Raw genomic sequence first — 21704 nt, forward strand, 5'->3', positions numbered from 1 at the left:
ATTACTTGGTGTCAGTTCATCGGGTTATTATGCTTGGTTAAAAAGAGCAAACAAATCAGCCAAACTCAGCGAGTATATTAAAAAGCAGTATTGGCAACATAAGGCCCGTTTGGGTGCGCCAAGCCTGCTTCATGATGTTAGGGAAGCGGGCTATCAAGTTTCAGAAAGGACAATTAGCCGTGTTTTGCAACAATTGGGATTACGGAGTAAAGCAGCACGTAAATTCAAGTATAAAACAGACACGGCTCATCGCAATATTGCGCCCAACACGTTAAATAGGCAATTTAACCCTGATAAGCCAAATACGACATGGGTAACCGATATTACTTATATTAAAACGGGTGAAGGGTGGTTATATTTGTCGGTGATTATCGATTTATATGGACGAAAAGTAATTGCTAGGCAAACGAGTCGCTACATAGACCGTCATTTAGTGTGTAATACATTAAAACAAGCCTTATTTCGGCGTTACTTTCCTAAAAATGTACTCATTCATAGTGACCAAGGAAGCCAATATTGCAGTGCTGATTTCAAGCAGTTATTGTTACAATATGGACTCAGGCAAAGCATGAGTCGAAGAGGAAATTGCTTTGATAATGCGGTTGTTGAAAGTTTTTTTCATACACTCAAAACACACATTATTCATGACTGTTACTACAAAACGAGGAAACTGGCTAATAAAGCACTATTTGAATATATTGAAATCTATTATAATCGGATACGCCGTCATTCAGCTAATGGCTGGGTATCACCTGAACAATATGAACAACAATATTACCAAAACGAAAAAATGATAGAGGTGGGCACTGTCTAATATTTTGGCGAGGATCACTTTGTTATTTTTTGATAAAGGATAATACGTTAATAAAATTAAGAAGGAGGTAAAATGGCTTATGCAAATAAACAGCAGTTATTAGATGAAATAAACAAGACAGCCAAGTTGTTTATTGATGAGTTTACAGTTTTGTCTGAATCACAAAAAGACACCTTAGTGGAGGGTGTTGATCGTACTCCAGCACAAATGATTGCTTATCAACTAGGTTGGCTTAATTTGGTGAAATCTTGGGATGATGATGAGCTTGCTGGTCAAACACCTGAATTACCGGCCCCTGGATACAAATGGAATCAATTGGGTAATTTGTATCGGCAATTTTATAAAACATATCAATACCTATCATTACAGGCATTAATTCAAGCATTTAATCAGCAAATCACCATTTGGAATGATTGGATTCAATCTTTGAACGAAGACACTTTGTTTATAAAAGATAGCCGTAATTGGACTAAACCTTATCCTGAATCTTGGACTGTTGCTCGATTTATCCATATCAATTCTGTGGCGCCTTTTAAATCGTTTAGAGCAAAAATAAGAAAGTGGAAAAAGCTAAATGTATCAGTTTAAAATTATATTCAATATAATGTAAGGAGAATAATATGGCCTTTACAGAAACAGAACGACAGCAATTGATGGAGCTTAAATTTGTGGGTGCCAAAATTATTGAAAGACTTGAAGAGATGAGCTTTGATTCTTTCGATAAATTGCGTAATGCTAGTTTAGATGAAATCCTTAACAAAGGTGCATTATTAACAGGTTCAACTTGTTGGAAAAACAGCCATCAAGCAAAAACGGCAATAAGTAATATTTTGAGTTTAGTCAACAATACGTAATATCCCTTTTTATGAGCAGCGAGTGCATCCAACTTTTCAATTGAACAATGATAATCAATTTTTGGGTTTCTTATCTATTTTTAAGATATTTATACTGAAACGTATAGTTACCTGAAACTTTTTTACAAAAGTCTATTATTTCTAGTGTGCAGGGAACAGCGGCATTTCGACGGAAATGCCGTTTTCTAACTTGGTTTATCTCCATGCATATAGGGAACAGAATAATTATAAATAATTGTTTTATAATTAAAATAAAAAGTAAAATTCCAGCAAATTTTCGGTTTAATTTTTACTCATTTTTGCCAGTGAATAGATGAATTATTAAATTGCATAAAATCCTATCTCTTTTGAGTAAAAAACTGAGTTTTTATCATGTTCGATTAAGCTAATAATAGCTTGAGGCCGGTGTATTTGCAGTCTAATCTTTTCTAAGCTTTGCTGATCAAGTTGTGGGATAGTCTTTTTTATTTTTTCCCATTTTGAAATGCTTAGTGGAACACGGCTTTGTTCCCACGCATATTCACTATTGGTGCAATAAGGTATTATTTTATCTTCGAGCTTATAAGCTAAATACAGATCGACGTTATCTTCTGATAGTCGGGTAGATAGTTCAATACTCTTTTCCCATCCGTTGCAAGAGATTCGATTATATCCATCATTAAGCTTTAATAAACTTTGATTTGCGATCGAAGCTTGGCTAAGCGACTTTCCTTGTGCAAAATAAAAGGCTTCTTGTAATCCTGTTGGTGGTTCAATGTCTTGTGCATAAACTGACTCAATTAACAATCGGGCATCTTCAGGCATTTTGATAACGCGTTGAGTCAGTAATATTTTTTGGGTAAACCATAAATAAGCATGGTTAGGGTAGACATAACTGGTATTGCGAAAGGTTGGATTATCAAGCCAATCTTTTTGGGGATCGTCCTGCCAATGTGGCGCAAGTACAGTTAAAATGGGTTGTCCACGATCATCATAAGGCTGAGTTTTTTCATCAAAAGGTTTAACATTACCTTGTTGATCTCGTACATGGCGTCTTAAACGGCCGGCACGTTGTATCAATAAATCAATTGGGGCAATATCACTAATCATCTCGTCAAAATCAAGATCTAACGATTGTTCAATAACTTGAGTTGCAATAATCACCTTTGCGTGGCGAGTATTACGGTTAGATGTTTTACCTGCCCATTTTAGTGTTTTTTGTTCAATTTCAAGGCGATCACAAAAAGCAAAACGACTATGAAAAAGTAATATATTATTGCTATCTATCTCTAACTTTAATTGCAATTGTTGATACAAACTAATTGCATCGTCAATACTGTTTTTGATCCAGCAGATAATTTTACCTTGTGCTATCGTGTGGCGGATTTTGTTTATACCTGCATCAATATCATCTATCCATTCAATGTTTACTTGACGTTTGACTTCATCCCGAGTATCTATTGCTTGTTCTATTAAACCATTATGATTCAGTTGTGTCATAAGTGGAAAAGGTAATCGCTGATTTAAAGTGAGATTTGCTTGGCTAATGGTTAAACCTTTATAAAATGCATTAAGTAATTTTTCGCGTAAAAAATAGGGTAAAGTAGCAGTAAGAATAATAGCACTACCACCTTGTAAGGCATGATAATGTAATAGCGATTCTAATAATTTAACCATATAGCTGTCATAAGCATGAACTTCATCTAATATAAGTAATTTATGGCTTAGACCTAATAATCGTAATGATTGATGTTTAAATGGCATAACCGCCATTAATGCTTGATCCAAAGTACCGACACCAACCTCAGCCAATAACGCTTTTTTCCGAGTATCAACAAACCACTCCTGACACTCTGCACTAATGGTTTGTTCGCCTTTAGGATATTGTTGTTCGCTATTATCTTCACTATTGATAATTGATTGATTAAATTTAGGATTCATATAGCTAGTACCATGTGCTAATACTAACGAAGGATGACTATCGGCCTGATAGAGTTGTCCATAAATTCCCGCTGTACGTTGATAAATGGCATTTGCGGTTGCTTGGGTTGGTAAGCCAATATAAATACCTTGGGCTTTTTTAGCTGTCATTAGTCTATGTGCTAAAACCATAGAGGCTTCGGTTTTTCCTGCTCCTGTCACATCTTCCATAATAAATAATTCCGGACCAGAATCAGACAATTGGCATGATAATGCTTGCTGTTGGAGTGGTGTGGGCTTTTCAATAAATGGAAATAAATTTTTGATATTAATAAAAGGGGCAATGGGCGATGTTTTAGGTAGGGTGGATATTGCTTTTTCTGCTTGAATAAAGGCATGACTATGCCAATATTCAGAAAGTGACATCACTTGGGAACAAAATGGAAAAAACGATTCGTGAGATCCTAGCCAATCGCTAATAATGGTTACACCAGCGATTAACCAACTTATTTGATTAAATTTTTTTCGCAATGATTTATCAAAAAAGAAAGACGGATAATCTGCTAATTTATACTCGCTAATAAAAAACGCATTAATGGCTTTAATATAATCTAATGCGGCTTGCTTATCTTGTCGATTAAATGATAAATTGCCATTTACCCCAAATACTGGTGGCTTGCCATGATGTCCAGTTATGATGGTTAACCATATATCCAAAAAACAGTTAATGTTGCTATTATAGTTAGATAACTGAATTTCAGTTTTATCCTTAAGAAAAGTATTCCATAACCAAAATCCAAGCGAATCATGTCTGGACATATATCTTTTAGCCGGATCGGCAGCAACAAGTTGCGGGTTATTGTGCTTAAATAACTGTTGAAACCCATTGGCAAATTTACCAATATCATGCCAAGCCAAAAAATAGGCAAACCAATGAGCTGCCTTTTCGTTATCTTGTGGAGCAAAACCTAATTGCATAAATAGCTCAGCTGAATTGAAATAGTTGTGTTTAACTATTTGGTATCCACAAGCGGCTACGTCTAAATTATGATATGGGAGTAAATGGTAGTTATTATTATCAGAGCCTTGACGACATTTTCCCCAATATTGATAAAACGATTTGATCATTAAATTTTATCCCTTTTATCCTTTTTATTACTTTTGAAAAAATATGCTTTACACAACGCATATTTTATTCAAACAAAAGAATATTAATTATTTTTATTTATACTGAAACATATAAAGATACTTATTAGGTACAATTGATTCAATATAATTTGTTTAATGTAAAAATAAAGGTATGTTTTTAGCTAATATTATCATTTTATATAAACTTTATTAATTAGGTTTTGCTCATTTAGTTGAAGTTTGGCAAAATAGACGGCCTAACTGGGCGATTATGATTGTCTTAAATGATTTGGATTTGTTAATAATAAATAAAAAGAAATATAAACATGCTATTGTTAAATGAAAGCTGGAACGGAATTAGGATGATTAGTCGAATAAAACAACCCATAAAAACATTATTCATCTTGAGTTGCCTAAGTGGCATAGTCATTTGTTGTGCGCCTGCTTTTGCCGATGAAGAACAACAAATTTTACCTCAAAGTGAGATTGAAGCTGATACCAATATTCCAGCTCAATTGACTGATGATAAACAAATTGATATCGTTACTCCTAGTGAAAAACGTGAGAAAATTTATCACAAAACTATCTTTTCACTTTCAGGTCAACCCAAGTATCCGGATCATTTTCAGCATCTTGATTACGCTAATCCCAATGCTCCGAAAGGTGGCATAATCAAACTGGCTGAAGTTGGTTCTTTTGATAATTTGAATCGTTTTGCTAGCCGTGGTGCTCCTGAGCGAAACTCGGCATCGCTATATGACACCCTTTTTACTAATACTGCTGACGATATTACCAGTTTTTACCCACTTATAGCGACATCAATAACTTATTCCGATAGTTACCGCTGGGCAGAAGTTTCAATTAACCCTAATGCGCGTTTTCAAGATGATAAGCCAATTACAGCTAAAGATGTTGAGTTTACCTTTGATAAATTTATGACCGAAGGGGTGCCTCAATATCGTGTTTATAATAAAGGGATTACGGTTAAGGCAATAGATGATTACCGTGTGCGTGTTGATATACCTGATTCTGATCGTGAAAAACTCCTTTCATTTGTTGGTAGTATGCGGGTTATTCCTAAACATTTTTGGCAAGAGCATGATCTTTCTGAACCATTAAGCTCGCCACCGGTTGGTAGTGGTCCTTACTATATTAGTGAATATAAATTAGGACAATATGTAGTTTATCGACGTAATGCGAATTATTGGGCGCGTGATTTGCCCATTAATAAAGGCTTAGATAATTTTGACGAAAAACGTATTGATTACTATATGGATGATAACGTATCGCTAGAAGCTTTTAAAGCAGGTGAATATGATTTGCGCGCAGAAGATCAACCTAAAAACTGGTTTACTCAATATCAAGGAAAATATTTTGATTCTAACCACATTATTAAACAAGAAAGACCCGTTCAAACGGCAACTGATACTAAGTGGTTAGCCTTTAATTTACAAAATGATCTGTTTAAAGATGTCAAAGTGCGTGAAGCCATTACCTTGGCATTTGATTTTGAATGGTTAAATCATGCCTTTTATTATGACAGTTACAAAAGACCTTATAGCTTTTTTGAAAATACGATATATGCAGCAACTGGTATGCCTAGTGAGCAAGAGCTAAAGTGGCTTAATGCTTACAAAGAGATTATTCCTGAGCGTGCTTTTGGCAATGCCTATTATGTACCAAAAAGTGATGGTCAGGGTTTTAATCGTGATAATTTATTAAAAGCGACAGAATTATTAAAACAAGCCGGATGGGTGCTCAAAGAAGGCAAACTCATTAACACTAAAACACAGCAACCATTTGAAATTGAACTGATCAGTTATCTTGGTAGCGATATTAAATATGCTATTCCCTTTCAAAAAAATCTGGCACGTTTGGGGATTATCATGAAAATTACCTTGTTAGATTCAGCACAACACTTACGTCGTGTTCGTGAGCGTGATTATGATATGGTTGCACGTGATTATTATGCTGTAAATTATCCAAGTTCGAGTTTGCTGGTACTGTGGGGAAGTGAGTATCTTAACTCATCATGGAATGCTTCAGGATTACATAACAAGGCTATTGATGGCATGATTGCTGAAATTACCAAGAATGTAGATAATCAAGATGAATTAGTGCCACTTGGGCGAGCACTTGATCGTATTTTAACGCATGAATATCCAATGATTCCTATGTGGTATAATAGTAAAACGTATTATGCATACTGGAACAAATTTGGGCAACCAGCTATACAACCGACTTATGCAATCGGGGTTGATAGCTGGTGGTATGATGCAAACAAAGCAGCTAGCCTGCCTAAAAATCGAGAACATTAATATGCTAAATTACTTTATTCGTCGATTGTTACTGATTATTCCAACATTATTTGTAATTTTAACAATCAACTTTTTTATTGTGCAAGTTGCGCCCGGTGGACCGGTCGATCAGGCGCTTGCTATGATTGAAAACGGACCGCAAGCAGGACAAGGGCTATTGCCGGGGAGTGGCGGTACATCTACATCAGTACAACAGTATAAAAATGAGTCGCACTATCGTGGAGCGCGAGGGCTTGATCCACAAGTTATCGCGATGATTGAAAAACAATACGGTTTTGATAAACCAATATTTGAACGCTATATCGAAACGCTAAAGAAATACATATTATTTGATTTTGGTAACAGTTTTTTTAAAAGTGAATCGGTATTAGGCTTGATTGCCAAAAGTTTACCTGTTTCAATTTCATTGGGATTATGGAGTACGTTAATTATTTATCTGATTTCAATCCCGTTAGGTATTCGCAAAGCAGTAAAAGATGGTTCGGCATTTGATTTTTGGTCAAGTACCCTAATTATTATTGGTTATGCCATACCGCCTTTTTTATTAGCGGTGTTGTTAATTGTAGTGTTTGCCGGTGGTAGTTATTGGGATATTTTTCCACTCCGTGGACTCATTTCGAATCATTTTGAACAACTCGATTTTTGGGGAAAAGTGAAAGACTATGCATGGCACATTTGTTTGCCTACTATTGCAATGGTTATTGGTGGTTTTGCTTCACTCACTATGTTGACCAAGAACTCATTTTTAGATGAAATTCGCAAACAGTATGTCATAACCGCACGAGCAAAAGGATTAAGTGAAAGAAAGATTGTGTATAAACACGTTTTTCGTAATGCCACGTTACTGATTGTATCGGGTTTTCCCGCTGCTTTTGTCGGTATTTTATTTACCGGTTCGTTACTAATTGAAATTATCTTTTCGCTTAATGGGCTTGGTTTATTGGGCTATGAAGCAATTATTCAACGTGATTACCCTGTAATTTTTGGGTCGCTTTATATTTTTACGTTAGTTGGACTCATCACAAAACTACTGTCTGATTTATCTTACATGATGATAGACCCACGCATTGACTTTGAGGCTCGAAACTGATGACCACTCATTATTCTTTTAATCAACAACGCTGGCAACGATTTAAACATAATCGCCGTGGCTATTATTCACTTTGGTTATTTTCGATCTTTTTTGTGATTAGTTTATTTGCTGATTTTATTGTTAACGATAGACCCATTTTTATTAAATATCAGGATAATTACTATTCACCAATTTTTCATTTTTATCCAGAAACGGAGTTTGGTTTGCAATTAGAAACACAAACCAATTATCTTGATCCTGCCGTGCAAAATCAAATAGAAGCGAATGGCTGGATTTTATGGCCACCGTTTCGCTATAGTTATAGTACACTAATCTATGATACGCAAAATACTTTCCCAACGCCTCCTTCAGCATCGCATTGGTTAGGTACAACTGATGCGGGTTTTGATGTACTGGCCAATATCTTATATGGTTTTCGTATTTCAATGTTTTTTGCTATTTTTTTGACATTGTTTACTTCATTTATTGGTATCATCATCGGGGCAATCCAAGGTTATTATGGCGGAATAGTAGACCTGTTAGGACAGCGATTTATTGAAATCTGGTGTGGTTTGCCGGGTTTATTTGTAATTATTTTATTAGCCAGCATTTTGCCACTTGATTTTTGGTGGTTGCTGGGCATTACTGTTTTATTTGGTTGGATGGGGTTAGCTGGAATTGTACGTACCGAATTTTTGCGTACTCGCAATTTTGATTATATCCGTGCGGCCAGAGCAATGGGGGTGAGTGACGGTAAAATTATGTTTCGCCACATCTTACCTAATGCAATGGTGGCAACATTAACCTTTTTACCTTTTATTCTATGTGGATCAATTACCACCTTAACGTCGCTAGATTTTTTGGGCTTTGGTTTGCCGATTGATTCACCGTCTTTAGGTCGCCTGTTGCTACAAGGTAAAAACAATTTGCAAGCCCCTTGGCTTGGTCTTAGTGCGTTTTTAATTATTGCAACTTTGCTTTCATTACTTATTTTTATTGGTGAAGCAGTAAGGGATGCATTCGATCCAAACAAAGGAGCGTATCGATGAGTTCTCCTTTATTATCCGTTCAGGATTTAAGTATCGCTTTTAAATGTAGTGCACAAACGATATCACAAGTCGTGAGTAATATCAGCTTTGATATTGATGAGCAAGAAACATTGGCACTCGTTGGTGAGTCAGGTTCAGGTAAAAGTGTTACCGCTTTGTCTATTCTGTGTTTGCTACATAAAGAGCAAGTAGTTTATCCAACTGGCGATATTTTATTTGAAGAAAACTCTTTATTATTAGCGCCAGATAAAGAACTTCGTCAGGTACGTGGCAATCAAATTAGTATGATTTTCCAAGAACCAATGGTGTCATTGAATCCTCTACATACGGTTGAAAAACAGCTTTATGAAGTACTAGCATTACATCGAGGCATGCATCGACACAATGCACGTTGTGAGATTTTGCAATATCTTGATCGTGTGGGGATTAAAGATCCAAAAAGTAAATTATCGGCTTATCCTCATCAGCTATCAGGCGGCGAAAGGCAGCGAGTTATGATTGCTATGGCAATTTTAACCCATCCAAAATTATTGATAGCAGACGAACCCACCACTGCTTTAGATGTGTCAGTACAGGCACAAATTATTCAGTTATTAAAAGAGTTAAAAAAAGAACTGAATATGAGCATGCTATTTATTTCGCATAATCTTAGCATTGTTAAAAAAATTGCTGATAAAGTAGCGGTGATGCAACAAGGCAAAATTGTTGAATACAATAATAAGCAGCGTATCTTTTTACGTCCAGAACATGAATATACGCAAACACTATTAAATTCTCAGCCAAATGGTGAGCCGGTGCCACTGCCTGATACACCTGGAATACTGCTTAATGTTAACCACCTTAATGTTGAAGTTATTGCCAAAAAACGTTTATTTTGCAGTCAAAAGAAGAAAATCGTCAATAATACTGGCTTTACCGTGCATCAAGGCGAAACAGTTGGAATTGTTGGTGAGTCAGGGGCGGGCAAAAGTACCATTGCTTTAGCTATTTTACGTTTGATTAAATCGCAAGGTAACATTGTATTTGACAGCCATCCGATACAAAATCTAAACAGCACAAAGCTGTTACCATTTCGAAGCCGTATCCAAGTGGTGTTTCAAGATCCATTTTCATCTCTTAATCCGCGTTTTAATGTTGAACAGATTATTAGTGAAGGCTTAATCACTCACAAAAAACTGAGCCAATCAGAGCGTGAGCAAGCGGTAGTTGATATTATGCAAGAAGTTGGTCTTGATCCTGATATGCGTTATCGCTATCCAACCGAGTTTTCAGGGGGGCAACGTCAGCGAATAGCCATTGCCCGTGCCTTAATTTTGAAGCCTGAATTATTGATTTTAGATGAACCAACTTCGTCATTAGATCATACTATTCAAAAACAAATTATTGATTTACTTAAGTCATTACAAGAAAAGTATCAGCTTAGTTATTTGTTTATCAGCCATGATTTAGCTTTGGTTTATTCTCTGTGTCATCAAGTGGTTGTTATGAAAGAGGGGAACATTATTGAGCAAGGCTCACGGGAAAAGATCTTCTATTCCCCCGAAACTGAGTATACCAAAACATTACTCTCATTTTTAGATAAACCACCTCGTAAAATAAATAAAACATTGATACACGCAGCTAAAGTTGAAAAAACAGAAAAATTTGCTCATAAAGATGATACTCAGCAAGCGCAACAGCAAGACAAAAAGGTCAATTGGGAAGAAGCCCTGTTAATGCGCAAAAAATAAATGTGTAAAGCAATAGATAACAATGGTCTATACTATAGACCATTGTTAATAAATCATATATCAATCTAGTTAACAGGTTTCATTATGCAAAAACGAATACTTCCTTTTTTATTAACACCCTGTTTATCGCTCATTTCAATAAATGCGATGGCGGTAACCTGTAGTGATGATCCAAACCAAAATATCGTTGAGGCAAATAACTATATTTTTCAAATCCTCGATTATATTGATTCACCTGTAAAAGGTATAAAGCAAGAGATTCGGACTTCAACCACCAAATTGGGTACTGATGCGAATAGTTCGTTAGCTAAGCACACGCTAGAATATGATCCCGATGGGCTTATCATACAAAGTCATTATGATCTTTATTCAGATAAAAACTTTCGAATTTATTCTGAACACTTACAAAAAAATAAATCTGGTTGGGAAAATATTATTGAGGATGTAGAAGATAAAACCAATAGCATCATCCAATTTAATACTGATGAACAAGGTAAAATTGTCGTATCACAGCAGACTAAAAAAGCTATCGATTTTGTTTTTTTCGAAACCGATAATTACGTATACGATAGTAATCACTGTCTTATCAATAAAAATGTACAATGGCAGCTTAAAGAAATTGATGAAAATGGCAAATATACCGGAGCAGAGCAAAAAGGGGCTTCAATCTATACGTTTGGATACCAAGAGCAACGGCTTACTAAAGTGTCGTACCAATTTAGTAACAATATGACAAACGAAAGTGACTTTTCGTATCAATATGATAACGATCATCATCGATTAACTACCATTGAATCTTCTTACTTATCATCAGGAAAAGAAGTTTCACATTATTTAACTAAATTTTTAACGTTTAATGAAAAAAATGATTGGCTTACGGCAAGTAAAGTTAAAAATAATCAAGAGAATAAACAAACGAATATTATCCGCGAACTCACATATTATTAGTTTTTGAAAATATAAAAAGCGTTATTTTGTTTATGACGCTTTTTATATTCCTATAACCAAAAATGCCAGCTATACCCGAATAAACAATATATAAATAGCATGTATTGTCCATGCTAACGCTAAGCCAAAAGTCAGTAATTTTTCGCGTTTTGGATAGATTTTATGCTCGTGCAAAAGCGTTAAAATTTGTTGTAATCCACACCAGATAGGTAATGAAATCATCAAAAATAAAAACAATTTACCCATTTCAGTATTGGCTATTTTTAGAATATGAGAACGTGTTGCTGCGTCACCAAAAGGAATGATAAATGTGATAATCGCCAGTACAATGGGTAAAAAAACAGCTGCCCATGTGCCACCTAAAGCAAATAACCCCTTTGCGATTTTTCCATGAGACCTTTTAGCTTGCATTTGTTGATTTTTCATTGATTAAAGACCACTTATTTTAATATAAATAATAATAAACAAACTGAAACAAAAATGGTTACCAGCCATAACCCTACAATGAATAAATAAGATTTTGTTTTTTTATCAGTATGGTATGAAAATATCGTTTTAGGCACTGAATTGAACCAACTTATTGAATGGAAAACGCTAACCAATAACGCAATACAATTAAGCACCACAACAAAAGGACTACGCAAAAAGAAGATAAAACGGTAAAACTCATCTTGTCCAATGGCATTTGTGTACATACAAACAACACCATACATTAACACTAAGCTTATCCAAATCATTGAAAAAGGGACTAACTTATTCATTATAGCAATTATAAAAGGGGGCTTTGCATCAGTTTGAACAGCAGCAAGACGATTATTGTTATTTTGTTGATTCATAAATCTCTCTAGGTTGCATTATATTTGTAATGATTTGCTAGGGTTAATATTTATTTCGTTATTATAATGGTTAACCAGTACTATGTCGCTCATTTATGGCTGGTTATGATATAGGCTTTTGTTAATATAATGCTTCGCATAATGTGCCTCGAAGAACTTTAACTATCAAGTTTTAAATAGAGTCTATTTCGTGAAATTATTTTTATATTTTGAAAAAAAGATTAAATGAGGATCTCATTTTTGACAATAAATAGTAGCCAAAAATAAAAAGTTTTGTTTAACTAGTACACTTAGAAGAAAAACCCCACTAGATGTGGGGAACTTGATATAATTATTACTTACGGATGGTTTATCCCTATTAAGATAAGGAACTAGCATAAATAATGTTTTATTTTATCATAAAAGAAATGTTTATTTCAGTGAAATATTAAAGTTTGACATTATTACTAACGGACTTTTGTTTTTTTGTTGTCTTATCCGTTTTGTTATGCTAAATTGAGAATGGCTAGAACAATCTAGCTTTTAGCATTGTATGTAATAGCCATAGGAATGAGAGCCCTCGATTATACATACATTGCTAAAATTCTCAATTATTAATTAATAGGAGATTAACTTTGAAATTTATAAAGTATTTTATTCATTTACAAATAAAAAGAGCAATGCAAAAAAGTAGCCAATTTTGTAAGAAAGTTTGGGCTGTTGAAATCAAACAAAAAATAGATGGGCAAGAAACTCGATCTTATTGTTTAAGTATTGAGATCAATAAACAAGCCTCCCGAACACTTAAATAATTTAAATTAAAGCCGATAAGCGGAACAACTAACTTTCCGCTTACATTAAAATTCTAAATAAGGAGTATAGTTTGTCTTCTTTCTCGCTTTTAGACGAAAAATGGATTCCAGTTATCCATTTTGATGGTCATGTTAGTAAGATTAAACCTAGCCAAATCGCTGATGAAACTATTTCCGATTTAGCCTATTTTAGATCTGATTTTCAAGGTGCTGCTTACCAGTTTCTTATTGGCTTATTGCAAACCACTTTTTCTCCAGAAGATAATGATGAGTGGATTGACTATTGGGATGATGGCATTTCGCAATCTGATTTAGATGAAGCATTTGACCAAGTTAAATCGGCTATGCAATTTGGCGCAAATAAACCTGCCTTTATGCAAGATTTCACGAAATTAGATGGCAATGCTTTACCAATATCGGGTTTATTAGTTGAAGCACCAGGTGAAAACGCATTAAAGAAAAACACCGACCACTTTATCAAACGTGATTTTGTCAAGGCAATTTGCCCACATTGTGCAGCAATGGCACTATTTACTTTACAAACTAATGCACCCTCAGGCGGTCAAGGACATCGAGTGAGTTTACGTGGTGGTGGACCGATAACAACTTTGATTATGCCTGAACTGAATCAACCAACACCATTATGGAAAAAATTGTGGTTAAACGTAATACCACTAGATGATGATAAACCACGCCAATATGATGAATCTGTTTTTCCATGGCTCAATACTACCAAAACCAGTGAACCACCGAAGAATCTCAGTTTACTTCCTGAGCAAGCTAATTATTGCCAAGCTTTTTGGGGAATGCCACGACGAATTGAACTTGATTTTGAACAGACCCAGCAAGGGAAATGTGATCTGTGTGGCGAAACCTCGTCACAATTAATTACCCAATATCAAACAAAAAATTACGGTATTCAATATCAACATTGGCGACATCCTTTAACGCCATACCGAATCGATAACAAAACGGGCGAACCGTTAGCCATTAAAGGTCAACCTGGCGGTTTAGTTTATCGCGATTGGCTTGGTATGGTAACAAAGCATGATAATGTTGAAGCCGCAAAAGTGACCATCATCAATGAAGTACGTAGGCTAAAAGGCGACAAAAAATACCGCTTATGGTGCTTTGGTTATGATTTTGACAATATGAAAGCACGTTGCTGGTATGAACATACTTTCCCTGTATATCCTGCTTTAGCCGATCCTGACAGTGATATAGAAGAGCTTATTGCACTGGCATTAGAATTAAGTAAAGAGACTTTGTCAATACTACGTAAAGCTATGGCAACAATCAATAAACAATCAAGTGTATTAGATATTGCGTATTGGAAAGAAACAGAACCGGCATTTTATCAATTTGTAAAACAAATTATTGATCAAAAAGATAATCCAGATGGTCGATTCCATTTGTTATCAAATTGGGCAAATACTTTACGAAATTATATCACTCAAATCTATGATAAAGCAGCGTTTGCTAACCCTGATGAAAAGTTTATTGCATCTGCTAACCGTGATAAAAAGTGGGTTGCATCCAAAAAAATCAGTGCTAGAGAAAAGTTACTTATTGATTTTAATAAACTTAAATATATCAAAAAGATAAAAAATACCAAATAGCCTTGTTTGTGGATAGGGAGAAAATATGTCAAACAATCTTATGAAAAAGACAATTATATTAAATGAAAGCCACAAAAAATGTATTAATGAATGGTTTTCAATGCTGCAACAAAGGTTATATCCTTTTAATGGAGGCACCCATAATGGGCGAAAATTACGAGCTGAACTACGTCGAGCGACATTACCTTTTGGGGTTATGTTATATGAAGGGTATTTTTGTTTAGCCAACGCACTATTTAATGATACTCACCGATTAACCCCAACCCCTGTTCATCAGCAGGCATTAGCAATATTTGTTGCGGTTGCCGCTTTTGCGAGTGCTAATAATGAGAAAGCCCCTTTTGCTGCACAATTAAGCGAAAAGGTAAAAGGCGGAGAGCGTAATATTATGTCTCCTTTACGTTTTGAGCAATTACAAGCCAGTGAAACACCTGAAGAGTTTTGTCGACGATTAATTCGTGCCATCAAATTACGTGGTGAACTGGGTGTAAACCTTTTTTCACTTGCTGATGGCATCTTTTTGTGGGTGCAAGAGCAGCATAATCGAGCACAAAATTTATCTCCAGAAATCAATCTATTTGAACGCCTTTCAGTTCGTTGGGCGATGGATTACTATTCGACTAAAAAATTACCAAAGGAATAATAACAATGACAACATTTATTCAATTACACTTATTGACTGCTTATGCGCCATCTAATTTGAATCGTGATGATCTTGGTCGACCAAAAACGGCCAAAATGGGCAACACTGATCGATTACGCATTTCATCGCAAAGTTTAAAAAGAGCATGGCGAACCTCAGATTACTTTTATCAATCATTAAGTGACAATATAGGTATACGTTCGCGTCGATTTGCGCGAGATTGGGTTTATAAAAATATGCTTGATCAAGGCATTTCTGAAAAAATTGCGAAAGCGAGTGCCATCAAAATTGCTGCACAATTTGGTAAATTAAAAAATGAAAAATCCCCCAAAGATCCACTGGATAATTTGGAAATTGAACAATTGGTGCATATTAGTAGCAATGAAAAGCAAGTGATTAATCAATTAGTGGAAGTATTAATTAATGAAAATCGTGAGCCGACCGATGCAGAAGTTAAATTACTTCGCAAAGAAAATAGTAGTGTTGATATTGCTTTATTTGGACGAATGTTAGCCGATAGCCCGGCATTTAATGTTGAAGCTGCCTGCCAAGTCTCTCATGCTTTAGGGGTTAGTACCGTCACTATTGAAGATGACTTTTTTACCGCAGTGGATGATTTAAATAAGAATGAGGAAGATGCCGGCTCAGGGCATTTAGGTGAACGTGGTTTTGCTTCAGCCCTGTTTTATACTTACATCTGTATTAGCCGTGATTTATTGTTAGAAAATCTAAATGGCGATGAAGCATTGGTTGAAAAAACATTAAAAGCCTTAACCGAATCTGCGACGAAAGTGGCACCAACCGGTATGCAAAATAGTTTTGCATCAAGGGCTTATACTTCTTACTTATTGATTGAAAAAGGAGCTCAGCAACCTCGCTCGTTAGCGGTTGCCTATTTTAACCCAATTCGTAGCGACGATATGGTTAATGATGCGATTGCGCGTTTAGAACAACAACTTGATAAATTTGATAAAGTGTATGGTCAATGTGCCGATAATCGCTACATACTCAATACTGAAACAGGAGAAGGAACCTTAACCGCTGCATTAGATTTTGTTGCACAAAAATAAGGAGCAACCAAGGTGATAAAACATCTTATTTTTCAAATTTATGCGCCATTAACATCATGGGGTGAACCTGCTATTGGCGAGGTTCGTCATAGCAATAATATTCCTTCTCGCTCGGCTTTATTAGGGCTAGTGGCGGCAGCGTTAGGTATTCGGCGTGAAGACAATAAACTCGACACGTTTAATCAACACTATAATTTTGCGATACGCCCATTTAAAGCAAACAGTAGTTGGTTTAGAGATTTTCAAACCGTCCAAGTCCCTAGAGCAAATAAAAAGCAGTTATTATATACCCGTTTTGATGAAATTCGTTGCAATCCTAATGAATTAGAAACCCTACTTTCACAGCGTGAATATTATAACGACATTTATTATCAAATTGTGATGACAGAAACCAAAGGTGCTCCCTACGGTGTGCAGCAAATACAACAAGCATTATTAACACCTATTTTTCCATTATATGTAGGCAGAAAAAACTCGCCATTGGCACTGCCTTTATCGCCTGTTCTCTATGAAGGAACGCTTTGTGATGCGTTTATTTTCGCTGATAAACATTATCAACAATATCATCAACGCGATCCTGTTATTAGCGATTTGTTAAAGCGTGTTGCTGATGAATATTATTGGGAACATAAAGATCAAGATGCCGATTTTGAGATAATAAAAATTCAGCGCCGGCAAGATCAACCAATAAACCGTAATCATTGGTATTTTGAACCGCGCCTGCAATATTCAGGATATTTAAAAAGGAGCGAATAGATGTATTTTTCTCGAGTTACCCTTAAACTAGATCGGCTCCCTTATGTCATGCAGCAAAAGATGCAGTATGCTGGTCAATATGCGATTCATCAATGGTTATGGCAACTTTTTCCTAATCAAGAAAGACGGACATTCTTGTTTCGCGAAGAAGCAACAAGACAAAGTAGATACTACTATCTGTTATCTGAGGTTGCACCGATAAAAGATCATCAACTATTTGTTGTTGAAACAAAACCCTATGCACCACAATTAACCATTGGTATGAATTTAATGTTTTCACTGCGTGCTAATCCTATTATTTTTAAAAATGGTAAACGCAGTGATGTGATGATGAATGCCAAATTTTTGGCAAAACAGCAAGGACTATCCTCGTCAATAGAGATAAACGGATTACAGAATCAAGCCGCATTAAATTGGTTAGTTAATCAAGGTGAAAAAAGAGGATTTTCACTTATGCAAAATACAGGGCAACAACCTAAATGTAATATTGTTGGTTATTATCAACATCGATTTAAAAAGAAAGCAGATGCTAAACCTATTACTTTTAGTAGTGTTGATTTTCAAGGGATTTTAACGGTCACGCATCCTGAACTTTTTTCAGATACGCTCTATCAAGGAATTGGTAAAAGTAAAGGGTTTGGTTGTGGCTTATTCTTGATCAAACGCTATCAATAGGGAAACATAAAATGGTATATGTTCCACTTAATCCTATTCCACTCAAAAATAGAACATCGATGATATTTTTACAATATGGACAAATTGATGTGTTAGATGGTGCATTTGTACTGATTGATAAAACAGGCGTTAGAACCCATATTCCGGTTGGTTCTATTGCTTGTATTATGTTGGAACCCGGCACAAGAGTCTCTCATGCTGCTGTCAAATTAGCAGCAACGGTGGGAACATTACTTGTTTGGATTGGTGAAGCCGGTGTTCGCATGTATTCATCTGGACAGCCCGGTGGTGCGCGATCGGATAAACTGCTTTATCAAGCAAAATTAGCGTTAGATGATGATTTACGCTTAAAAGTCGTCAAAAGGATGTTTGAACTTCGTTTTGGCGAACCGGCACCAACTAGACGCTCGGTTGATCAGCTCAGAGGTATAGAAGGGGCACGCGTACGCGAAACCTATTCATTGCTAGCTAAACGTTATCATGTGAAATGGCATGGTCGAAAGTATGATCCTAAAGATTGGCAAAAAGGCGATAAAGTTAATCAGTGCATTAGTGCCGCAACATCTTGCTTATATGGTATCACTGAAGCTGCGGTTCTAGCTGCCGGCTATGCGCCAGCGATTGGTTTTGTGCATAGCGGAAAGCCACTCTCTTTTGTTTATGACATAGCAGATATTATTAAATTTGATACGGTTGTGCCCAAAGCATTTGAAATAGCCGCTAAAAAAATCCCTGATCCCGATCGTGAAGTACGTATTGCATGCCGTGAAATTTTTAGAAGTCAAAAAACGCTCGCTAAATTAATCCCATTGATTGAAGATGTCTTATCAGCCGGAGGAATTGAACCGCCATTACCACCTGATGATATTCAGCCTCCAGCTATTCCTGAACCTAAATCGCTTGCCGATAGCGGCTTTAGGAGTCACTAATTATGAGTATGTGTGTGGTTGTGACCGAAAATGTACCGCCCAGATTAAGAGGTCGTTTAGCCATTTGGTTGCTAGAAGTTAGAGCGGGGGTTTATATTGGTGATATATCCAGACCAATTAGAGAAATGGTATGGCAGCAGATAAGTGAATTAGCAGAAGAAGGCAATGTCGTACTTGCTTGGGCAACGAATACCGAATCCGGATTTGACTTCCAAACCTATGGTACCAACAGAAGAGTTCCGGTAGAATTGGATGGGCTACGGTTAGTTTCTTTTTTACCTATTAAAAATTAATAGGTTAGAGTTCTTTAAAAATTAAAAAAATCTGGTAGAATTTACCAGTCGATATAAATATAAATAAAACAAATAGCTATGTTTAGAGTGTTCCCTGTACCCACAGGGATAAACCGGCTTAGAAAATGAATAAATTTAACGAGATAAAGTGTTCCCTGTACCCACAGGGATAAACCGGCAACGAGAATATGGCAGAAAATATGATGCAAGTGTTCCATATAATTAATTAGGCTATTAAATATATATTTTATCTATCTATCATATTTTTTACTGGCATATATAAGTCTGTTTCACATAAAAAATGAATTAATCAATGGTTTTATTAGGTGATTTTATTAGTTACTTCATTAAACATCTAACATTTGGTAATGACTGTATTAATTGTTTATTTAATAAAATCTTTATTATAAAAATAATAAAATAATAGTCTAAGGGCATGGTTTTTATTGTGAATTGTGCTTTGGTATTTATTGGAGATTTTTATTTATTTTGTAAAACTGAAAGGATGTATTAATAATAGCAGGCTAAAACAATGGACAAAAATAGCGTACAATAGCGCGGTATTTACCACAGGCGTATCATAAATAGATTAGGAATTTAGTATGGCAGGCAAATTTATTGTCATCGAAGGACTTGAAGGGGCGGGTAAAACAACGGCTATTAATACCGTTGCTCGCATTTTGAATCAACACGATATTGGCGATTTACAATTTACACGTGAACCAGGAGGAACGCCGATAGCTGAAGCATTACGCAATATTATTAAAAATGGTTTAGATAACGAGCCTTTGACTGATAAAGCCGAATTGCTGATGTTATATGCTGCACGCATTCAGTTGATTGATAATGTGATTAAACCTGCACTTAAAGCAGGTAAATGGGTGATTGGTGATCGCCATGACTTATCGACGCAAGCTTATCAAGGTGGTGGGCGCCAGTTAGATAAAGCCCTTATGACGACATTAAAAGAACACGTGTTAGGTCATTTTAAACCTGATCTTACTTTATATTTGGATATCGATCCTGAAATGGGGTTAATGCGAGCAAGATCTCGAGGTGAGCTTGATCGCATTGAGCAACAATCATTGCCATTTTTTAAACGAATTCGTCAATGCTATTTAGAACTTGCCAAGCAAGATAAAACAATTATTACAGTTGATGCCGGAAAAACAATCGACAATGTGACTAAGCAAATTGAACAAATTTTAACTACATGGTTAACAAAACAGGTTAATATTGCATGATCTTAAATGACTATCCTTGGCTTTCCTTATCTTATCAGCAATTAGCTACTGGCATTATGCATAAACGGGCTCATCATGCCTTATTAATACATTATGTTCAAGGCAGTGGTGAAGATGAGTTTGTTTCAACGCTTGTAAATCGTTTATTATGTCAATCTTCACCGCAATTGGAACCGTGCTTAAAATGCCATAGTTGTCAATTATTTTTGTCTCACCACCATCCCGATTATTATGTGATAACCAATGAACAAGGTAAACAGTCAATAGGCATTGATCAAATACGTAATATATCGGGCAAGGTTTACGAAAAATCCCAGCAAGGTGGCAATAAAGTCATTTGGATAAAACGAGCGGCTTTAATGACTGAATCTGCCGCCAATGCATTACTAAAAACATTAGAAGAACCGCCAGAAAGTACCTATTTTATTTTAAGTGATGAACATAACAGCCAATTGTTACCAACGATCCATAGCCGTTGTTTTTCTTATTTTTTATCTGTTCCTAAATTAGAGCAGTCGATTGAATGGCTAAAAAGCAAACAAAATCAGCAATACAGCGATAATGAGCTTGCTTCGGCGTTATTATTGAGCGAAAATGCGCCGCTAAAAGCAGCTGCACTATTAGCACCAGGAAAGTGGCAACAACGAAAAGCATTTTGTGATCATCTATTAGAATTAGTACCACAAAATAATTATTGGCAGCTAGCTAAAACTTTTGATAATGAAGACTTCATTGAACGAATTGTTTGGTTTTGTGCCTTGTTAAGCGATGCGCTGAAAGCGAAGCAAAAAGTCGGGCGTTTTATTGTGAATCGTGATCAAGTTCCATTAATTCGGCTACTTGCGACTAAAAGTAATGAAAAGATTTCTGCGCTTTATCATCTATGGTTGCAAGCAAGAAATCAGTTGTTAACGATTTCCGGATTGAATAAGGAACTTATTATTTATAATGTACTTGCTCAATCCGAATTAATTAGCGAAGCAAAAAGCTAAGTCTTTTTATAAAGGGCTTTGTAAAGAAGTTTCAGGAAACCATA

At 35.7% G+C, this 21704-nt stretch carries 20 protein-coding genes and 1 pseudogene; 18 read left to right on the plus strand and 3 right to left on the minus strand.

Annotated features, from left to right (window positions below):
• The 3 genes from A9G24_RS10850 to A9G24_RS10860 form a co-directional block, all read left to right on the plus strand.
• On the plus strand, positions 1-814 hold an 814-nt coding region (locus A9G24_RS10850), incomplete at its 5' end, for an IS3 family transposase (protein ID WP_065639025.1).
• Between the two features lie 72 nt (positions 815-886).
• On the plus strand, positions 887-1402 hold the full coding sequence (locus A9G24_RS10855; RefSeq protein WP_065639026.1) for a ClbS/DfsB family four-helix bundle protein: 516 nt from the start codon (positions 887-889) through the stop codon (positions 1400-1402).
• A 32-nt stretch (positions 1403-1434) separates the two neighbouring features.
• Entirely contained in the window at positions 1435-1668 is a 234-nt protein-coding gene (locus tag A9G24_RS10860) for a hypothetical protein (protein WP_065639027.1), read from the plus strand.
• Positions 1669-1989: 321 nt separating this feature from the next.
• Here the strand turns inward: A9G24_RS10860 and A9G24_RS10865 are convergent, their stop codons facing one another.
• Entirely contained in the window at positions 1990-4695 is a 2706-nt protein-coding gene (locus A9G24_RS10865; protein WP_065639028.1) for a CRISPR-associated helicase/endonuclease Cas3, read from the minus strand.
• 326 nt (positions 4696-5021) lie between these two features.
• Between A9G24_RS10865 and A9G24_RS10870 the strand changes: the two genes are divergently transcribed.
• The 5 genes and pseudogenes from A9G24_RS10870 (at position 5022) to A9G24_RS10890 (ending at position 11812) form a co-directional block, all read left to right on the plus strand.
• The gene (locus A9G24_RS10870) at positions 5022-7013 is read left to right on the plus strand and encodes an extracellular solute-binding protein (RefSeq protein WP_218056294.1); all 1992 of its coding nucleotides are present in this window, start codon (positions 5022-5024) and stop codon (positions 7011-7013) included.
• Position 7014: 1 nt separating this feature from the next.
• A complete protein-coding gene (locus tag A9G24_RS10875) occupies positions 7015-8103 on the plus strand; it encodes a microcin C ABC transporter permease YejB (RefSeq protein WP_065639029.1) in 1089 nt (362 codons plus the stop codon).
• The gene (locus A9G24_RS10880; protein WP_065639030.1) at positions 8103-9134 is read left to right on the plus strand and encodes an ABC transporter permease; all 1032 of its coding nucleotides are present in this window, start codon (positions 8103-8105) and stop codon (positions 9132-9134) included. Before A9G24_RS10875 ends, A9G24_RS10880 begins: the two co-directional genes overlap by 1 nt.
• Positions 9131-10711: pseudogene (yejF, locus tag A9G24_RS10885) on the plus strand (microcin C ABC transporter ATP-binding protein YejF); the annotation flags it as partial. The gene A9G24_RS10880 and the pseudogene yejF, both read left to right, overlap by 4 nt.
• A 237-nt stretch (positions 10712-10948) precedes the next feature.
• Positions 10949-11812 carry a hypothetical protein gene (locus tag A9G24_RS10890; protein WP_065639032.1) on the plus strand — a complete coding sequence of 288 codons (864 nt, stop codon included), beginning with the start codon at positions 10949-10951 and terminating at the stop codon, positions 11810-11812.
• 69 nt (positions 11813-11881) lie between these two features.
• On the opposite strand, the gene frdD is transcribed toward A9G24_RS10890, so the two are convergent.
• Positions 11882-12238: a fumarate reductase subunit FrdD gene (gene frdD, locus A9G24_RS10895; RefSeq protein ID WP_065639033.1), complete on the minus strand. Its 357-nt coding sequence runs from the start codon at positions 12236-12238 to the stop codon at positions 11882-11884.
• 14 nt (positions 12239-12252) lie between these two features.
• On the minus strand, positions 12253-12648 hold the full coding sequence (locus A9G24_RS10900) for a hypothetical protein (RefSeq protein WP_065639034.1): 396 nt from the start codon (positions 12646-12648) through the stop codon (positions 12253-12255).
• 614 nt (positions 12649-13262) lie between these two features.
• Between A9G24_RS10900 and A9G24_RS12940 the strand changes: the two genes are divergently transcribed.
• The 10 genes from A9G24_RS12940 to holB all read left to right on the plus strand — a co-directional run bounded on the left by A9G24_RS12940 (position 13263) and on the right by holB (position 21660).
• Positions 13263-13439, plus strand: a complete 177-nt coding sequence (locus tag A9G24_RS12940) for a hypothetical protein (RefSeq protein WP_176701204.1) — start codon at positions 13263-13265, stop codon at positions 13437-13439.
• Positions 13440-13510: 71 nt separating this feature from the next.
• On the plus strand, positions 13511-15058 hold the full coding sequence (gene casA, locus A9G24_RS10905) for a type I-E CRISPR-associated protein Cse1/CasA (RefSeq protein ID WP_065639035.1): 1548 nt from the start codon (positions 13511-13513) through the stop codon (positions 15056-15058).
• Between the two features lie 25 nt (positions 15059-15083).
• Positions 15084-15701 (plus strand): type I-E CRISPR-associated protein Cse2/CasB, encoded by a 618-nt coding sequence (casB, locus tag A9G24_RS10910; protein ID WP_065639036.1) that lies wholly within the window; start codon positions 15084-15086, stop codon positions 15699-15701.
• 5 nt (positions 15702-15706) lie between these two features.
• A complete protein-coding gene (gene cas7e, locus A9G24_RS10915) occupies positions 15707-16771 on the plus strand; it encodes a type I-E CRISPR-associated protein Cas7/Cse4/CasC (RefSeq protein ID WP_065639037.1) in 1065 nt (354 codons plus the stop codon).
• Positions 16772-16783: 12 nt separating this feature from the next.
• On the plus strand, positions 16784-17527 hold the full coding sequence (cas5e, locus tag A9G24_RS10920; protein ID WP_065639038.1) for a type I-E CRISPR-associated protein Cas5/CasD: 744 nt from the start codon (positions 16784-16786) through the stop codon (positions 17525-17527).
• Positions 17528-18202, plus strand: coding sequence for a type I-E CRISPR-associated protein Cas6/Cse3/CasE (gene cas6e, locus A9G24_RS10925; RefSeq protein ID WP_065639039.1), 675 nt, complete (start codon positions 17528-17530; stop codon positions 18200-18202). It begins immediately after the preceding gene.
• 11 nt (positions 18203-18213) lie between these two features.
• Positions 18214-19131 (plus strand): type I-E CRISPR-associated endonuclease Cas1e, encoded by a 918-nt coding sequence (gene cas1e / locus A9G24_RS10930; RefSeq protein ID WP_065639040.1) that lies wholly within the window; start codon positions 18214-18216, stop codon positions 19129-19131.
• Positions 19132-19133: 2 nt separating this feature from the next.
• Positions 19134-19424 carry a type I-E CRISPR-associated endoribonuclease Cas2e gene (gene cas2e, locus A9G24_RS10935; RefSeq protein ID WP_065639041.1) on the plus strand — a complete coding sequence of 97 codons (291 nt, stop codon included), beginning with the start codon at positions 19134-19136 and terminating at the stop codon, positions 19422-19424.
• A gap of 602 nt (positions 19425-20026) precedes the next feature.
• The gene (gene tmk / locus A9G24_RS10940) at positions 20027-20668 is read left to right on the plus strand and encodes a dTMP kinase (protein ID WP_065639042.1); all 642 of its coding nucleotides are present in this window, start codon (positions 20027-20029) and stop codon (positions 20666-20668) included.
• Entirely contained in the window at positions 20665-21660 is a 996-nt protein-coding gene (holB, locus tag A9G24_RS10945; RefSeq protein ID WP_065639043.1) for a DNA polymerase III subunit delta', read from the plus strand. The genes tmk and holB overlap by 4 nt, the downstream gene beginning before the upstream one ends.
• Positions 21661-21704 lie beyond the last annotated feature (44 nt).

Source organism: Gilliamella sp. App6-5 (assembly GCF_001690525.1).
Classification (GTDB): domain Bacteria; phylum Pseudomonadota; class Gammaproteobacteria; order Enterobacterales; family Orbaceae; genus Gilliamella; species Gilliamella apicola_H.

What these genes read in the sequence shown, in the direction of transcription:
- A9G24_RS10855 (WP_065639026.1), top strand. Translation starts at nt 887, where the DNA reads ATGGCTTATGCAAATAAACAGCAGTTATTAGATGAAATAAACAAGACA.
- A9G24_RS10860 (WP_065639027.1), top strand. Translation starts at nt 1,435, where the DNA reads ATGGCCTTTACAGAAACAGAACGACAGCAATTGATGGAGCTTAAATTT.
- A9G24_RS10865 (WP_065639028.1), bottom strand. Translation starts at nt 4,695, where the DNA reads ATGATCAAATCGTTTTATCAATATTGGGGAAAATGTCGTCAAGGCTCT.
- A9G24_RS10870 (WP_218056294.1), top strand. Translation starts at nt 5,022, where the DNA reads ATGCTATTGTTAAATGAAAGCTGGAACGGAATTAGGATGATTAGTCGA.
- A9G24_RS10875 (WP_065639029.1), top strand. Translation starts at nt 7,015, where the DNA reads ATGCTAAATTACTTTATTCGTCGATTGTTACTGATTATTCCAACATTA.
- A9G24_RS10880 (WP_065639030.1), top strand. Translation starts at nt 8,103, where the DNA reads ATGACCACTCATTATTCTTTTAATCAACAACGCTGGCAACGATTTAAA.
- A9G24_RS10890 (WP_065639032.1), top strand. Translation starts at nt 10,949, where the DNA reads ATGCAAAAACGAATACTTCCTTTTTTATTAACACCCTGTTTATCGCTC.
- frdD (WP_065639033.1), bottom strand. Translation starts at nt 12,238, where the DNA reads ATGAAAAATCAACAAATGCAAGCTAAAAGGTCTCATGGAAAAATCGCA.
- A9G24_RS10900 (WP_065639034.1), bottom strand. Translation starts at nt 12,648, where the DNA reads ATGAATCAACAAAATAACAATAATCGTCTTGCTGCTGTTCAAACTGAT.
- casB (WP_065639036.1), top strand. Translation starts at nt 15,084, where the DNA reads ATGTCAAACAATCTTATGAAAAAGACAATTATATTAAATGAAAGCCAC.
- cas7e (WP_065639037.1), top strand. Translation starts at nt 15,707, where the DNA reads ATGACAACATTTATTCAATTACACTTATTGACTGCTTATGCGCCATCT.
- cas6e (WP_065639039.1), top strand. Translation starts at nt 17,528, where the DNA reads ATGTATTTTTCTCGAGTTACCCTTAAACTAGATCGGCTCCCTTATGTC.
- cas1e (WP_065639040.1), top strand. Translation starts at nt 18,214, where the DNA reads ATGGTATATGTTCCACTTAATCCTATTCCACTCAAAAATAGAACATCG.
- cas2e (WP_065639041.1), top strand. Translation starts at nt 19,134, where the DNA reads ATGAGTATGTGTGTGGTTGTGACCGAAAATGTACCGCCCAGATTAAGA.
- tmk (WP_065639042.1), top strand. Translation starts at nt 20,027, where the DNA reads ATGGCAGGCAAATTTATTGTCATCGAAGGACTTGAAGGGGCGGGTAAA.
- holB (WP_065639043.1), top strand. Translation starts at nt 20,665, where the DNA reads ATGATCTTAAATGACTATCCTTGGCTTTCCTTATCTTATCAGCAATTA.